Source organism: Bradyrhizobium sp. ISRA464 (assembly GCF_029910095.1).
Taxonomy (GTDB): Bacteria; Pseudomonadota; Alphaproteobacteria; order Rhizobiales; family Xanthobacteraceae; genus Bradyrhizobium.
In genome coordinates this window covers 1,464,982-1,477,956 of record NZ_CP094526.1, presented here as the reverse complement: position 1 = coordinate 1,477,956, position 12,975 = coordinate 1,464,982, and the positions used below count along the sequence as shown (strand labels likewise).

17 protein-coding genes are annotated in these 12,975 nt (G+C 64.4%); 7 read left to right on the top strand and 10 right to left on the bottom strand.

The window, feature by feature from the left end:
• Window positions 1–22: 22 nt before the first annotated feature.
• The 3 genes from MTX19_RS06940 to MTX19_RS06930 form a co-directional block, all read right to left on the bottom strand.
• The gene (locus MTX19_RS06940; RefSeq protein WP_280982979.1) at window positions 23–1,057 is read right to left on the bottom strand and encodes a hypothetical protein; all 1,035 of its coding nucleotides are present in this window, start codon (window positions 1,055–1,057) and stop codon (window positions 23–25) included.
• 158 nt (window positions 1,058–1,215) lie between these two features.
• On the bottom strand, window positions 1,216–1,491 hold the full coding sequence (locus tag MTX19_RS06935) for a YiaA/YiaB family inner membrane protein (protein WP_280982978.1): 276 nt from the start codon (window positions 1,489–1,491) through the stop codon (window positions 1,216–1,218).
• A gap of 68 nt (window positions 1,492–1,559) precedes the next feature.
• On the bottom strand, window positions 1,560–2,255 hold the full coding sequence (locus MTX19_RS06930) for a PspA/IM30 family protein (protein ID WP_280982977.1): 696 nt from the start codon (window positions 2,253–2,255) through the stop codon (window positions 1,560–1,562).
• A gap of 112 nt (window positions 2,256–2,367) precedes the next feature.
• Here MTX19_RS06930 and MTX19_RS06925 point away from each other — a divergent pair, with 112 nt between their 5' ends.
• On the top strand, window positions 2,368–2,976 hold the full coding sequence (locus tag MTX19_RS06925; protein ID WP_280982976.1) for a WHG domain-containing protein: 609 nt from the start codon (window positions 2,368–2,370) through the stop codon (window positions 2,974–2,976).
• A gap of 40 nt (window positions 2,977–3,016) precedes the next feature.
• Here the strand turns inward: MTX19_RS06925 and MTX19_RS06920 are convergent, their stop codons facing one another.
• Window positions 3,017–3,388 carry a cupin domain-containing protein gene (locus tag MTX19_RS06920; protein WP_280982975.1) on the bottom strand — a complete coding sequence of 124 codons (372 nt, stop codon included), beginning with the start codon at window positions 3,386–3,388 and terminating at the stop codon, window positions 3,017–3,019.
• A gap of 408 nt (window positions 3,389–3,796) precedes the next feature.
• Between MTX19_RS06920 and MTX19_RS06915 the strand changes: the two genes are divergently transcribed.
• Both MTX19_RS06915 and MTX19_RS06910 read left to right on the top strand, forming a co-directional pair.
• The gene (locus MTX19_RS06915) at window positions 3,797–4,081 is read left to right on the top strand and encodes a hypothetical protein (protein ID WP_280982974.1); all 285 of its coding nucleotides are present in this window, start codon (window positions 3,797–3,799) and stop codon (window positions 4,079–4,081) included.
• A gap of 247 nt (window positions 4,082–4,328) precedes the next feature.
• Window positions 4,329–4,646, top strand: a complete 318-nt coding sequence (locus tag MTX19_RS06910) for a hypothetical protein (protein WP_280984714.1) — start codon at window positions 4,329–4,331, stop codon at window positions 4,644–4,646.
• Between the two features lie 41 nt (window positions 4,647–4,687).
• On the opposite strand, the gene MTX19_RS06905 is transcribed toward MTX19_RS06910, so the two are convergent.
• From MTX19_RS06905 to MTX19_RS06895, 3 genes are all read right to left on the bottom strand, one after another.
• Window positions 4,688–5,101: a Rieske (2Fe-2S) protein gene (locus MTX19_RS06905; protein WP_280982973.1), complete on the bottom strand. Its 414-nt coding sequence runs from the start codon at window positions 5,099–5,101 to the stop codon at window positions 4,688–4,690.
• A gap of 84 nt (window positions 5,102–5,185) precedes the next feature.
• The gene (locus MTX19_RS06900; protein ID WP_280982972.1) at window positions 5,186–6,298 is read right to left on the bottom strand and encodes an amidohydrolase family protein; all 1,113 of its coding nucleotides are present in this window, start codon (window positions 6,296–6,298) and stop codon (window positions 5,186–5,188) included.
• Window positions 6,299–6,402: 104 nt separating this feature from the next.
• Entirely contained in the window at window positions 6,403–7,467 is a 1,065-nt protein-coding gene (locus MTX19_RS06895) for an amidohydrolase family protein (RefSeq protein WP_280982971.1), read from the bottom strand.
• Window positions 7,468–7,714: 247 nt separating this feature from the next.
• Between MTX19_RS06895 and MTX19_RS06890 the strand changes: the two genes are divergently transcribed.
• Window positions 7,715–8,197, top strand: a complete 483-nt coding sequence (locus tag MTX19_RS06890) for a hypothetical protein (protein WP_280982970.1) — start codon at window positions 7,715–7,717, stop codon at window positions 8,195–8,197.
• Between the two features lie 134 nt (window positions 8,198–8,331).
• Here the strand turns inward: MTX19_RS06890 and MTX19_RS06885 are convergent, their stop codons facing one another.
• Window positions 8,332–9,249, bottom strand: a complete 918-nt coding sequence (locus tag MTX19_RS06885; protein ID WP_280982969.1) for a LysR family transcriptional regulator — start codon at window positions 9,247–9,249, stop codon at window positions 8,332–8,334.
• 114 nt (window positions 9,250–9,363) lie between these two features.
• On the opposite strand from MTX19_RS06885, the gene MTX19_RS06880 reads away from it, so the two are divergent.
• Window positions 9,364–9,930 (top strand): chromate transporter, encoded by a 567-nt coding sequence (locus MTX19_RS06880; RefSeq protein WP_280982968.1) that lies wholly within the window; start codon window positions 9,364–9,366, stop codon window positions 9,928–9,930.
• Window positions 9,927–10,457, top strand: a complete 531-nt coding sequence (locus tag MTX19_RS06875; RefSeq protein ID WP_280982967.1) for a chromate transporter — start codon at window positions 9,927–9,929, stop codon at window positions 10,455–10,457. The genes MTX19_RS06880 and MTX19_RS06875 overlap by 4 nt, the downstream gene beginning before the upstream one ends.
• On the opposite strand, the gene MTX19_RS06870 is transcribed toward MTX19_RS06875, so the two are convergent.
• On the bottom strand, window positions 10,435–10,851 hold the full coding sequence (locus tag MTX19_RS06870; RefSeq protein WP_280985899.1) for a hypothetical protein: 417 nt from the start codon (window positions 10,849–10,851) through the stop codon (window positions 10,435–10,437). The genes MTX19_RS06875 and MTX19_RS06870 overlap by 23 nt on opposite strands.
• Window positions 10,852–10,865: 14 nt before the next feature.
• Between MTX19_RS06870 and rnk the strand changes: the two genes are divergently transcribed.
• Window positions 10,866–11,279: a nucleoside diphosphate kinase regulator gene (gene rnk, locus MTX19_RS06865; RefSeq protein ID WP_280982965.1), complete on the top strand. Its 414-nt coding sequence runs from the start codon at window positions 10,866–10,868 to the stop codon at window positions 11,277–11,279.
• A gap of 372 nt (window positions 11,280–11,651) precedes the next feature.
• Here rnk and MTX19_RS06860 read toward each other — a convergent pair whose 3' ends face one another.
• Complete coding sequence (locus MTX19_RS06860) at window positions 11,652–12,716, bottom strand: 2-dehydropantoate 2-reductase N-terminal domain-containing protein (RefSeq protein ID WP_280982964.1); 1,065 nt, start codon at window positions 12,714–12,716, stop codon at window positions 11,652–11,654.
• Window positions 12,717–12,975: the final 259 nt, after the last annotated feature.

Here is a 12,975-nt window from a genome sequence, read left to right as displayed (position 1 = left end):
GTCATCGTGTCGCCTCGGCATCCTACCTCCGCGGCCGCAACGTGCCGAAGGCGCGGGTGTCGTCCAGCCAGTAGACCACCGGCAGCACCAGCCGCTGCAGCGCCAGCATCGCGGAGGCCGCAAGCAGCGCCGGCAGCGAGCCGGGAGGCACTTCGCTCAGGAGATAGCGGCGCGCACCGGCAAGATCGATGCGGCCGAGCTGCAGCACGTCGTCGCCGCGATCGTAATTGAGCTCGCGCTGGCAAAAGTCGTTGTAGACGGCGTCGCGATGCTTCGGCGCGCCCTCAAAAGTCTTCTTCAGCGCGTCCGAGCCGCCGGTATAGGCGTTGGTGATAACCGAACGCGTCTCGTCGAAGCCGGCCTCCTCGCCGACGCCGAACACGGCGCGGTGCTTCGCCATGATGCCGCGTGCGAGCTGCAGATGGGCGAAGCTCTGCCGCGCGCCCGGCAGCGGCGACGGAAACACGTCGGAGAAGGTGTCGCTGACCATGCCGGCCACCGCCGGCACCTGAGTGACGTTGGAGATCCATTTCGGCCGCAGGCCGTCGCGGGCAAACAGCACCAACGCGGTGAGGCCATAGAGCACCCAGGACAGCCCCTGCCCGCGCACGCCGGGGTCGACCATCACGAGGCCGAGATGGGTGACTTCGGTCAATTCGCCGTCGAGCGGCACGTCCATCACGGACAGCGCGTTGAATGCGATCGGCCGGCCGCTGTCCTCCTCGCAGATCAAGGTGACGATGGCGCGCGACAATCGCTCGGGCTCGCCGGAGAAGATGCCGTAGGTCAAGCTCGCCTGCGGCAGGGTCTTCGCCGCGACGATGCGCAGCTGCGCGACAAGCGCGTCGAGCTCGTCCTTCGGCAGCGACAGGCCTGGCGATTCGACGATGCGGGTGCGCTGGCCGGCCTGGGTGCGCAGGCTGAGATCGATGGTCGGTTGCGACAACGCCTTCAGCCAGAAGCTGCCATGGCTGCGCAGGCCGTCAAAGACCGCGCGCGCTTTCGCAAAACCCCGGCCGGCGCGCGACGCCGGTTTGCCGTTGTCCGATGACACCATGGTTCCTGCCCGCAACTGGGCGCGATTTGTGCACCCCGCCTATTAAGGAGCGATGAGCGCAACCTGGCACTGATTGCCGCAGGGTAAACGAGCTCTTCAGGAAACCAAACAAGTTCAAGCGGCGGGTGACGAACGCCGCCGCTTCTGATCGGTCCGGCTCAGGCCGCCTTGGAGACTTCCATCAACAGGCGCTCGGCCTTGGCATCCTCGATGCGGTTCACGAGCTTGCCGCTCTCATGGTTGTCGCGAACCGTCTTGGTCAGCGCGACGCAGGTCTGGACCAGCATCACGATGCCCATCGTGAGATAGCCCTTCATCCAGATGTCGATCGGCAGGAAGAACACGCCGACGGCGACTAGGAAGGCGGAAGCGACAAACGACGCGTAGGTGAAGGTGACCCAGGCACCGCTGTGGGGTTGGACATTCTGGTTCATGATACGCTCCTTGATGATATGAGGTTTGAAGACGATTGAGATTCAGGCTTGAGGTTCAGGCTTGAGGTTCAGGCTGCGGGCGGGCACTTGGCTTTCAGCCGCGCCAGCACGTCGTCGGCGGTCGATTTCATCCGCGGGCCAAAGCCCTGCTCGGCGAGCTTCTCGGCGGTGGCGAGCGGACCAGAGGCAGCGTCGATCTCGATCAGGGCCTCGTCGGCGGCCTGGGCCTCCATCTGCCGTTCGCGTAAGCGCTTCAGCGTGGCCTCGGCGTCCGGCAGCGTCGACTCGTAGGGACGCGCCGCCTCGATACCGCTCCGGCGCAGCGCGCGCACTGCCTCGGAGGCGCGCGCCAGCCGGCGGCCGCGATCGAGCTCGCCGATGCGCGCCTCGGCATTGGCAACATGGCGCTTGAGCCGGGTGATCTCAGAAGCAAACAGAGCGCGCGCGGTCGTCGCGGCATCGCGCTCGGCCTCGAGATTGGCGATCGCTTGCGCCGCTTCGCGGGCGAGATCTTCCCGGCCGCCCTCGAGCGCCGCGGTCGCACGCAGCTCCAGATCGGCGCTGCGGGCGCAGGTGGTCTCGAGCCGCCGCCCTTCCTGCTGGTCGCCGGCGATCGCGAGCGCCAGGGTCCGCTTCGAGCGCTCCACGGCCGCCGCCGCGTCGCGCATCTGCTGGTCGAGGATGACGAGCGCGGTCCGGTCCTCCAGCTCCTCGCCCGCTGCAGCGACGGTGCCGCGGAACAGCGTAAAAACCGTTTTGAACATTTGGTCACTCCCTGTTATGAGCATTGCTCATGACGGTCTTGCACCACAATTTGAACATTGCTCAATATTTATTTGAGCATCGCTCAAACACATGATTAACGACAGGAAAATCATGTCCAAGGCATTGGAAAGACGAGCCAAACTGCGTGAAGCCCTAATCGAGGCGGCGGAACGCGCGGTCGCGGCGAAGGGTCTCGGCGGCCTGAAAACGCGCGAGCTGGCGCAGGAAATCGGCGTCGCCAATGGCGGCGTCTACAACCTGGTCGAGGACGTCGACGAGCTGATCCTGCGGGTCGGCTCGCGCACCCTGGCGCGACTGGATGCCTCGCTGTCACTGGCCGAGATTAGTGGACCGGCCGCGCCACGCGAGATGCTGGTGCGGATCGCGGTCGCCTATTGCGATTTCGCCGCCGAGAATCTCGAGCAGTGGCGCGCGCTGTTCGAGCACCGCATGCAACCCGGCAAGCCGGTGCCCGAATGGGCTGTGACCGAGCAGATGGACTTGTTCCGGCACATCCACAAGCCGCTCGCAGCGCTCTTCCCGCACCGTTCGTCGACGCAGCTGAGCGTCACCGCACGCAGCCTGTTCTCCGCCGTGCACGGCATGGTCGCGCTGGGACTGGAGCAGAAGCTGATCGCGGTGCCGATCGATGCGCTGCGCGGCGAGATCGCAACGCTGACGCGCGCGATGATCGACGGCCTGACGGCGAGGAAGGAATAGTCGCGGTGGAGTTTGGCTTTTAAGGCGCCAGGCCCCGCCCTCACGGCTCCATCGTATAGGAGCGCCCGGGTTCGAGCGCGTAGATGGTCAGAAAGCGCAGCGGGCGTTCCGGATCACAATTGCGAAAATGGGTGTGCGGAAGATCGGCGCGATCCTGCAAGGTCTCGCCTGCCCGGTACTGTCGCGGAGCTTCGTTGCCATAGGCGGACTCGGCAACACCTTCGACGATGAAGATCACGCCTCCGACAGGATGCCAGTGAAGCGGAGCGACGCCACCGGGCGGATAGGTCACCTCGGCCACGACAAGTTCCCGATGATCGCCGGGCAATGCAAGGCGCTCGAGAATCTTGCGCGTGACACCCGCAAACCCGGCTTGTTGGGCATTTGCCTGACCGTCGCTTTGTTCACTCATTGGACATTCCTCTCGTCAGGCGTTGCGCCGTTGTAGCTCGATCAAATCGCGCTGCTGATGACTATGGTGAGGCCTCGCCAGGGCAACAAGGTGCCGTGTCGACGAATTCGCGCGAATGATAGCGTCTCCGACAAATCCGGCCCCTGATACTGTTGCGGTTGAGGGATTGCTTGGCACGATGGGCGAAGCCCTTGCCTGCGATGCATCCGCGTTGCAAGATTTCGCGCGGAGTGCCCGCTAAGTGACCCAGCTCCAATTGCGCCGCTCGGACAAACCTTGGTCAGTGAGTTCTTCATGGGATTGAGAATGTTCAGGGCGCGGCTGCCGAAGGTAGCCGCTGTCGCCCTTGTTGTCGAAGCAGCAAGCTTCATGCCGGCATCTTCGGCGCCGGCCCCTTCTGAATGTTCGATGTCGGTCACGCTGGCGAATTGGGGCGAAAATTCCAGCGGCGATATTGACGTCACATCAGGGGAAGCTTGCCTGTTTCCGATCCAGATACGCGGCACGGTGACCGACTCGGCCATTGCGCAAAAGCCGGCGCACGGCAAGTTGAAGAAGGTCAACGCATCGACGTTCGAATACAAGCCGAAGGCCAAGTACAAGGGAAGCGATACGTTTGCCATCAAGGCAACGGGTCAGGGGCCGACGACGTCAGGCACATCGGTCATCACGGTGCGCGCGACAATCAAGTAGTTGCTTTGTCCCGCGCAGCAGGCGTCCGATTCGAAGGAGTTGAAGGCCGTCGTCGACCTGACCGTTGATCAGCGCAGAGCTTGCTCGAACACCGTCCGAGCGCCTCTCGCGAACGTGATGATGGGACGACATCATCGAATTGAACCTCGGCGCTTCGTGACCGTTTCCGGACAGGCTGACAGAGAGCGTCCGGGATGAATACGAGGTGAAAGGTTGCTGGCGCGCAACATTGGCTGCGTTCACGGCGATGGTTGCGGTTCCGATCTGCGCGATCGGTCCGGCACGCGCCCATGATCACCAGCACCCCGAGTTGAACGGCTGGTATGAGAGCCTGCACAGCAGCAAGGGGCCCTGCTGTGATGGCACCGATGCGAAACGCCTCGACAATGCGGATTGGGACACCAAGGACGGGCATTATCGCGTACACATTGATGGCGAGTGGGTCGATGTCCCCGATGACGCCGTCGTCGACGGACCGAACCGCGCCGGTCATTCGATCGTCTGGCCCTACTATCTGAATGGTCATCCGAAGGCGCGCTGCTTCATGCCGGGAAGCATGGGCTGATCGGCAATTCGCGGCGCGCAGCTTGATGTGGCGATCCAGCCTTAGACGTCGACGATGATGTAATTGTCCTCGATGTGCACCGGAAACGTTTCGGCGACATACGGTCCCTTCTGCAGCTCTTCCCCGCTCTCGACCGCGACCGGATAGGAACGGATCTTGAAGCGGTTGGGGTCGAACCAAGACTGGCCGTTGCGCATGTCGAATTCCCAACCATGCCACGGACAGCGCAGCATCTCGCCGACGCGGTCGCGCTGATAGATGCCGGGCTCGGGCGAGGTCAGGCGCGCGACGCAAGCCGCCTTCTCGAGCGGCGCACCCTCATGCGGGCAGCGATTGAGCAGCGCGAAGAACTCGCCATTGACGTGGAACACGACGACGTCGCGCCCCTCGAGGCCGAAGACCTTGTTGCCGCCGGCAGGGATATCGCTGGTGCGCGCGACGATGTGACGGGCCATTCGATCCTCAAAGCGTTTTCAAGCGAAGTGGGCTCCGGTTCGCGTAAAGAAAACGCGTCAAAAAACTAGAACTTGTAAACCAAACTAGAACTTGTAAACCGCGCGGGCGTTGCTGTTGAAGATCTTGCGCCGCTCGGCCTCGGTCAGCGGCGTCTTGAAGGCGTAGCGCGCATCGTCATAGTCCCAGTGCGGATAGTCCGACGAGAACAGCAGCCGGTCGATGCCGACCCATTCGATCAGCTGACGCAGGTGTCTTGCTTCATCGGGCTCGTCGATCGGCTGCGTCGTGAACCAGAAATGCTCCTTCACATATTCGCTCGGCTTGCGCTCGAGGTGCGGCACCTCGCTGCGGAAGCGTTCGAAATGCTGGTCCATCCGCCACATCGCCGATGGGATCCAGCCGAAGCCGCCCTCGATGAACACGATCTTCAGCTTGGGGAAGCGCTCCGGAATGCCTTCAAGCACCAGGCTGGTGAGCTGCGAGGCCACGGTGTGCGCGTTCGACTGATGCTCCTCGCAATAATAAGACGGCCAGCCGCCGCCGGTCGGCGCATGCCCGCCATAGCCGCCGACATGGATGCCGAGCGGCAGGTCGAGCTCCTGCGCCCGCGCATAGATCGGCCAGTAGCGACGGCGGCCGAGCGGCTCGTTGGCGCGCGGCGACACGTTGATCTGGATGTATTCGCCCGTCTTGGCGCAGCGCTCGATCTCGGCGATGCCAAGGTCGTCGCCGTCCTGTCCGACCAGGATCGACGCCTTCAAGCGCGGATCGCGGTGCGACCAGAAGGCAAGCTGCCAGTCATTGATGGCGCGCTGGATGGCAGCGCCGAATTCGAGGTTCTGCTGCGAGAAGATGAAGAGGTCGAGCACCTGCAAAATGCCGAACTCGACGTCGAACGGATCGAGATGCTGCTTGCGCATGAAATCGAGGTCGGAGCCCGGCACACCGCCGGTCGGCGGCCACGCATCGCGGCGCGCGATCAGCGGCGAGGAGCGCGGATAGGGCGTGGTGCCGATATAGGGCGTGCGCAGATGGCTGCCATATTCCTTCAGATGCTGCTGCCAGCGCTTCGGCAGAAACTCGTTGAGGTCGCTGTGCGAATGAATGCTCGGATGGATGTCGCAATCGATAATCTTCAGCCGGGTCGCAGCGGTCTTCTCGGTCTCGAGCATCGGGCGGTCGATGACGTCACTCATGCGATCCTCCTTTGTCTTGAATCGGTGTGGCCGTCACCTCTCCCCGGCAGGGAGAGGTGGGGGACCGCCGATGGGTCGCGAGTTTGCTCAAACATCGGAATGCCTCACGCATCCAGCTTCAGCCGCGGAAACGTTTCGAGCGGATTGTCCTCGCACATCCGCGCGACGATGCTGTCAGGCAGGTGCGGCGGGATCGGATCGTCGCCGTCGAACTGCCAGTGCGGATAGTCGGACGCGAACAGGAACATCTTGTCGGAGCCGATCTGGTCGATCACGTCGGCTACGCCTGTTGCATCCGGTGGTCCGTCAAACGGCTGCATGGTGACGCGGAAATGGTCGCGGATGATCGATGCCGGCTCGCGCTCGACCCAGGGTACCTCGACGCGCACGCCGCGCCAGGTCTTGTTGGCGCGCCACATGAAGGCCGGCAGCCAGCTCACGCCTGATTCCATCAGCACGACCTTCAGCCCCGGAAACTTCCCGAACACGCCCTCATAGATCAGGCTCAGCGTCTGTGCCTGGAACGCCTGCGCTTCCGTGAGATAGTATTCGTAACGATAGGACGGCCAGCCGATCGAGCTCGGCGCAGTCCGGTACGCACTGCCGGCGTGGATCGCGATCGGCAGCTGGTATTTCTCCGCGACCTGATAGACCGGCCAGTAGTGCCGCCGCCCGAGCAGCGTCTCGCCCTGCGACAGCACCAGCACGGAGACGAAGCGGGTGTCGCCGGCCCTGCGCTCGATCTCCTCGACCGCGAGATCCGGCGCCTGGATCGGCACCACGATCGAGGCCCGCAGCCGCTTGTCCTTGCCGAGCCACTCGGCCGCGATCCAGTCGTTGATCGCCTTACAGAAGCCGGCCGCCATGTAGGGATCGAACACCGCCTGCGCGCCATAGACGACGTTGCAGATCGCATGGCTGGCACCGAGCTGGTCAAACGCGCCGCGCTGCACCATGGCCAGATCGCTGCCGGGCTTGCGGCCGTCCGTCGGCCGCCAATCGGCACGGCCACTCAATGGCATCGACGGCGGATAGGAGTTGAGGTCGAGCCCGTCGATCGCGCGGCTCACCACCTGTTCTTTCCAGTGATCGTCGAGATAGGGCAGCAGCGTGGTGCGCGTTCCTCCCACCGCGGGATGGATGTCGCAGTCGATGCGCGTGGCCGCCATGGCGTTCCTCGAACCTTGATTTTGTTCTTCGTCTTGATTCTTGGCGGCATCGCTGCCGCAGGCTCCGACTGTGACGCCAATGGAGCGATCCTGCAAGCCGATCGACGCGGAGCCGGTCTGTGATATCCGCGCACCGGCCGCCTCACGCGAAGTTTTCGGATCGTGTGAATGGCGTCACCATTTCGGCTGTTGAAGCATGGCAGCGGGTTCCGCGTCGCGGAAATCGCGCCAATCACGGGAGACCAGGATGAAATTTGGAGCACTGACGATCCTCGCATGCGCCTTGTCGCTGGCCTCCGTCTCCGCCGCATCGGCAGCAAGCTCGACCGCATCGGGCTCGGTGGCGCTGGCGCTCGCCGGTGTGATCGCGCCCCATTCGCCGCTGCCGGCCGCGGAGAAAACGGCGGTCGCCGCGCTCTTCAACGGCGACAACCATGTCGCCTATGCGAAGACAATCACCGTGACCGCTGACAAGATCGTCTGCCGCGCCAGCAATGTCGACATCACCGCGCGCTCCTGCGAATTGACCTTCGGCGGCCATATCAGCACCGTGAAGGGCCGCGCGGCGAACGAGATCTTCGCCACCGAAGCACTCGCCGGCGTGCCCTCCGACGGCGCGGCCGGCACGATCTACGAGAGCCTCACCAGGCTGTCCTGCACGCTCGATCCCAAGGTGATCAGGGAGAACGGCGGCGGCGGCGCCGATTGCACGTTCCAGCCGGGGAATTAGCCAGCGGCGTCTCATCGCACATGCGCGCCCGATGACAGGCTCCGCGAAGCAATCCATCGGTCCGTATGCGGAGATATGGATTGCTTCATCGCTTCCGCTCCTCGCAATGACGAAGTGCAAAGGCTCGTTGGCGCCTAACCGCTGGCGCGATCCTTCACGCGCCGCGCGACGATGCCGAGCAGACGGCCCAGCGTTCCGCTCGGCGGTCCCTTCTTGCGCGCCAGCGCGAGCGGGGCGACGAGACCGGCGGCGCGGTCGAGACGAAGATAGGCAACGCCGGCGGTCTCGAGGCGCGCCATCGATTCAGGGACGATCGAGATCCCGAGCCCCGCTGCGACGAGGCTCAGCGTCGACACCATCCGCGTCGCCTCCTGCGCCACCTTCGGGCTGAACCCCGCGGCGCGACAGGCCGCGATGATGCTGTCATAGAGGCCCGGCCCGGTCGGACGGCGGTAGAGGATCAGCGGCTCGTCGGCGAGCGCGGACAGCGAAATCCGCCGGCGCCTATCCTTGCGCGCCCGCGGATGATGGTCCGGCAGCGCGACCAGCATCTCCTCGTTCAGGAGGTGGGTGATCGTGAGGCCCTCCAGCCGCTCGATCGGCGAGCGCACGAACGCGGCGTCGAGGCGGTCGGCTTCGACCGCTTCGATCAGCTCGGCGGTGCTGGCCTCTTCGAGCGAGAGCGTGATCGCCGGCGCGCGCTCGCGCATTTCGCGCATGACGCCGGTGACGAAGGGATTGAAGGCGGCCGAGCTGGTGCAGCCGATGGCGAGCTGACCTTCCTGGCCCCGGCTCGCGCGGCGCGCGGCCTCCACGGCGAGGTCGACGTCGCGCAGGATCGTCCGCGCCTTGTCCACGAAGGCGCGGCCGGCGGCGGTCGGCTCGACCCCGCGCGGCTGCCGGCGGAACAACGGCGCCCCGATCGCGGCCTCGAGCGCGCGGATCTGCTGGCTCAGCGGCGGCTGCTGTATGCCGAGCCGCGCAGCGGCGCGGGTGATATGACCCTCCTCGGCCACGGCGACCGCATAGCGAAGATGGCGCAGCTCGATCATCCGGGACATCCATATTCAGAACATATGCACTTTGCGCTTTCCATATATTGGAAATTTGGCCTGCCGCAAATTAGGCTCGATTCGAAAAATGATCGAACCGGAGCCGATCCGCCCATGGACGCCGTCCCCACCGCCGAGGTGATCAAGCACGACGCGCCTGGCGTCGCCGACCTGTTCACCGGCTTCTTTGTCCTCGGGCTGACCAGCTTCGGCGGCGTGCTGCCGCTGGCACGCCGCATGATGGTCGAGAAGCGCGGTTGGCTGACCGGCGCAGAATTCACGGACCTGCTCGGGCTCTGCCAATTCCTGCCCGGTGGCAACATCATCAACATGTCGGTGGCGGTGGGGCTGAAGTTCCGCGGCATCCCCGGCGCGTTTGCCGCGATCCTCGGCCTGATCGCCGCGCCAACGGCCGTCGTGATCGGGCTTGGCGTGATCTATGACCGCTTCGAGAGCGAGCCGGTGGTCCGTCACCTGTTCGGCGGGTTGGCGGCCGCCGCGGCCGGGCTGCTGATCTCGATGGCGATCAAGATCGCCTGGCCGCTGCGACGGGACGCGGTGGGCTGGCTGATCGGCGCGCTCTGCGTGCTGGCGATCGCGGTGTTCAGATTGCCGCTGCTGCCGACCCTCCTGACGCTGGCGCCGCTCAGCATCATCCTGAAATCGAGGCACTCCCGATGAGTGGAACCCTGATCGCGCTGGCGCTGATCTTCGCCGAACTCTCGCTGCTCGCCTTCGGCGGCGGCAACACCATCCTGCCGGAGATGCAGCGTCAGGTGGTCGATATCCATCACTGGATGACGGCACGCGAGTTCAGCGCGCTGTTCGCGCTGGCCCAGGCGGCGCCCGGGCCGAACATGATGGTCGTGCCGCTGGTGGGTTGGCATGTGGCCGGCTTCGCCGGCGTGCTGGTGACGTCGCTCGCGAAGTTCGGACCGTCCTCGCTGGTAACCGGGATTGCGCTGCAGCTCTGGGAACGCTTCAAGGACCGGCCGTGGCGTCGGAAGGTGCAGGCCGGGCTTGTTCCCGTCACCGCCGGCCTGGTCATCGCCAGCGCCATCGTCATCACGCACGCCTCGACCTCGAGCTGGAGCCTCGTGCTGATCGCAGCCGGGGTCGCGATCGCCACCACCGCGACCCGCATCCATCCACTGCTTGCGCTTGCCGCAGGCGCCGCGCTCGGCCTCACCGGCCTCGGCCAGCCGTGAAGGCGGCATCGGCGCCGACATTCGACGCCGCCTCGCGGCTGTAACCAAACGGCCGCCGGCGCATGCGCGCTTTCGCCGCAATGGCCACGATGCCGCCAGGGGCTATCTTGGTCTTGCCATGATCTACACGTTGAGCATCGACACACGCATTGCGCGGCTCGTCTTGCGCGCCGGACGTCTGCACGCAGGCAATTAGCCGGGCGGCCATCGCGCGCGCCGTCCGGATTCTCAACGTCATCAAAAAATCATTCGATTTGGAGCTTTTTGCGAGGCGGGACGTTGCCCATCGCAGACATGCGTCGCGGCGCCCTCGCCACGAACCATCGGCAGTTCCGACAATCTTTGACCACACCGGGTTCCGATAATGACAGTTCGGGGCCTTCAACCGCGTCATTCAGGTGAACAGACATGACTCGAAGCTTCAATTTGCCCGCTACTTCCTTGCCACCGATCACGATCGCGGCGAGCGAGGTGCAGCGTCTCAGTGCGCTGGCCGATTCCAGCATGGAGCGGTTCCCGCGCGTGGCGCAGTTCCTCGCGCAGGAGACCGAGCGCGCCAAGGTCGTCGCCGACGACGCCGATTTGCATGACGTGGTGCGCATGGGTTCGCGGGTGCGCTATCGCGACGACGACACCGGCGACGTCAGGGAAGTCGTGCTGGTGTATCCGCATGAAGCCGATATCGCCTTGAAGCGTATCTCGGTCCTGACACCGGTCGGTGCCGCGTTGATCGGACTTTCAGTCGGGCAGGCGATCGAGTTCGAGACGCCGAGCCACCAGACGCGGTCGGTGACGATTCTGGGCGTGACGCATCACGCCTAGCGCGTGATGAGATTAGGTTGAGCTGGAGCGGCAATGGAGGTTCACCTCTCCCCGATGGGGACAGGGCAATTGCATAAGCCGGTTATGCCGCGCGTTCGATGCCTGTGGCTTAGTTGGTCTACCCACAAACTCGTCATGCCCGGGCCTGTCCCGGGCATCCTCGTCTTTGGTTTTCCACGTGAGGGAAGACGTGGATGGCCGGGCATAGGCGAGTGGAAGCGACGCCGTGCTTCAGACGGCTGTGCCCGGCCATGCCGAGGTGGAAACGTCAGCTCCGGAGCGCGACTAGCGTGGCTCACCTCACGTGCCGATATCGGAACGCCGCGCGCTTACGCTGCGAGATGGCCCTGCCCCGCCATGAACGCGCGGCGGTCAGTCCGCGCCCGATCCGCTCTGCACGACCTTCTCGTTGAGCTTCTGGTCGACGGTGTCGACCGTGCGGTCGATCTCCGCGCTCGGCGTGCCGAGCTGGTGCGAGATCAGCTTCACCAGAAGATCGACGCGCTCGATGAAGGGCGCGCCGGCGGCCACCGCACGGGCCGCCGATGACGGCTTGAGCAGGCTTTCCGCCGCCTTGGCGTATTTCGCGAACGGGACCTGATCGGCAGGGTCCGCGCCGAGCTGCCGCGCGATGGCGTCGACATGGTCGTAGATCGACTGCGACAGCTTGAGATCGCCGTGCACGGCATCACGGATCGATTGCGGCTCTGTCGGCGTGATGCAACGGTAGTTGCCGGTCAACAGCATCGACCACTTCGCCAGCGGGACGAACAGCGAGTCGAACACCTTCAGCTTCACCGGAACATCCTGGCCGTCCAGCGTCACCGCGTCGATGTCGGCTTCCAGCTCACGCAGCACCTTGTTGTGCCTGTCATCGGCAAAGACCGCGGCCTTGAAGTTGGTCGGCAGGCCGACATGAAGCACGTTCGCGGCTTCCTCCGGCGGACGGAACGCCTGCGGATCGGGCGAGCACAGCGTCACCAGCCCCGGCTCGAAGCGCTCCCACACCTGCGCATTGGTGTACGCCTCTTCCAGGTCCATGCCGGCCAGCGCGGGAATCCGCTTCAGATACGGCAAGGGCGGCATGTTCATGATCGACAGGCACGGCAGCTTTGCCGCCGCGATCTTGATCATGAGAACGCGAACCGTGTGGTTGGTGTATTGCGGCTCCTGCATCGCAAGGCCGACCATATCGTAGCGCGACAGATCGACGTCGGCCGGCGTCACCGCATCGAGCTTGCCCGGCAGGTCGCGCGAGAAGATCGACCGGTGGTTCGGCTCGTCGCGCAGCTTGATGCGCACTTCGGTGCCGTCGCGATTGATCAGCTCCGCCGTCTTCTTTCGGCAGACCAGGGTCACGTTGTGACCCGCCATCAGAAGCTTGGTCCCCAGCAAGGAGCCGTATGAGGCTCCCAGGATCAGAATGTTGCGCGCCATGCTCTCTCTTTCAAAGCCGATGCCGTGTTGTCTTCAACGCCCGAGCCAGGCTTCGCGGAGAATGTCCGCGTAAGCGGACAGCGAGCCCGAGCCTGGTATACCACGAGAGCAACCCCTTACCGCAAGACGCATCGGTGTCCAGCGCAAAGTGACGGGCGCGACAATCGCGTCGCTCGAGATGCGCTTGACGACGTCGATCGGTGTCCGATGAGACGATCTTGATCGAATATTCCAATCACCCGATTGGCAAAATCTTTCG

Bases quoted from the DNA above. Each gene is read 5' to 3' on its own strand.
- MTX19_RS06875 (WP_280982967.1), top strand. From the start codon at position 9,927: ATGAGTGGAACCCTGATCGCGCTGGCGCTGATCTTCGCCGAACTCTCG.
- MTX19_RS06915 (WP_280982974.1), top strand. From the start codon at position 3,797: ATGTCGGTCACGCTGGCGAATTGGGGCGAAAATTCCAGCGGCGATATT.
- MTX19_RS06860 (WP_280982964.1), bottom strand. From the start codon at position 12,716: ATGGCGCGCAACATTCTGATCCTGGGAGCCTCATACGGCTCCTTGCTG.
- MTX19_RS06870 (WP_280985899.1), bottom strand. From the start codon at position 10,851: ATGACGCGGTTGAAGGCCCCGAACTGTCATTATCGGAACCCGGTGTGG.
- MTX19_RS06935 (WP_280982978.1), bottom strand. From the start codon at position 1,491: ATGAACCAGAATGTCCAACCCCACAGCGGTGCCTGGGTCACCTTCACC.
- MTX19_RS06920 (WP_280982975.1), bottom strand. From the start codon at position 3,388: ATGAGTGAACAAAGCGACGGTCAGGCAAATGCCCAACAAGCCGGGTTT.
- MTX19_RS06940 (WP_280982979.1), bottom strand. From the start codon at position 1,057: ATGGTGTCATCGGACAACGGCAAACCGGCGTCGCGCGCCGGCCGGGGT.
- MTX19_RS06895 (WP_280982971.1), bottom strand. From the start codon at position 7,467: ATGGCGGCCACGCGCATCGACTGCGACATCCATCCCGCGGTGGGAGGA.
- rnk (WP_280982965.1), top strand. From the start codon at position 10,866: ATGACTCGAAGCTTCAATTTGCCCGCTACTTCCTTGCCACCGATCACG.
- MTX19_RS06905 (WP_280982973.1), bottom strand. From the start codon at position 5,101: ATGGCCCGTCACATCGTCGCGCGCACCAGCGATATCCCTGCCGGCGGC.
- MTX19_RS06910 (WP_280984714.1), top strand. From the start codon at position 4,329: ATGGTTGCGGTTCCGATCTGCGCGATCGGTCCGGCACGCGCCCATGAT.
- MTX19_RS06890 (WP_280982970.1), top strand. From the start codon at position 7,715: ATGAAATTTGGAGCACTGACGATCCTCGCATGCGCCTTGTCGCTGGCC.
- MTX19_RS06900 (WP_280982972.1), bottom strand. From the start codon at position 6,298: ATGAGTGACGTCATCGACCGCCCGATGCTCGAGACCGAGAAGACCGCT.
- MTX19_RS06930 (WP_280982977.1), bottom strand. From the start codon at position 2,255: ATGTTCAAAACGGTTTTTACGCTGTTCCGCGGCACCGTCGCTGCAGCG.
- MTX19_RS06925 (WP_280982976.1), top strand. From the start codon at position 2,368: ATGTCCAAGGCATTGGAAAGACGAGCCAAACTGCGTGAAGCCCTAATC.
- MTX19_RS06885 (WP_280982969.1), bottom strand. From the start codon at position 9,249: ATGATCGAGCTGCGCCATCTTCGCTATGCGGTCGCCGTGGCCGAGGAG.
- MTX19_RS06880 (WP_280982968.1), top strand. From the start codon at position 9,364: ATGGACGCCGTCCCCACCGCCGAGGTGATCAAGCACGACGCGCCTGGC.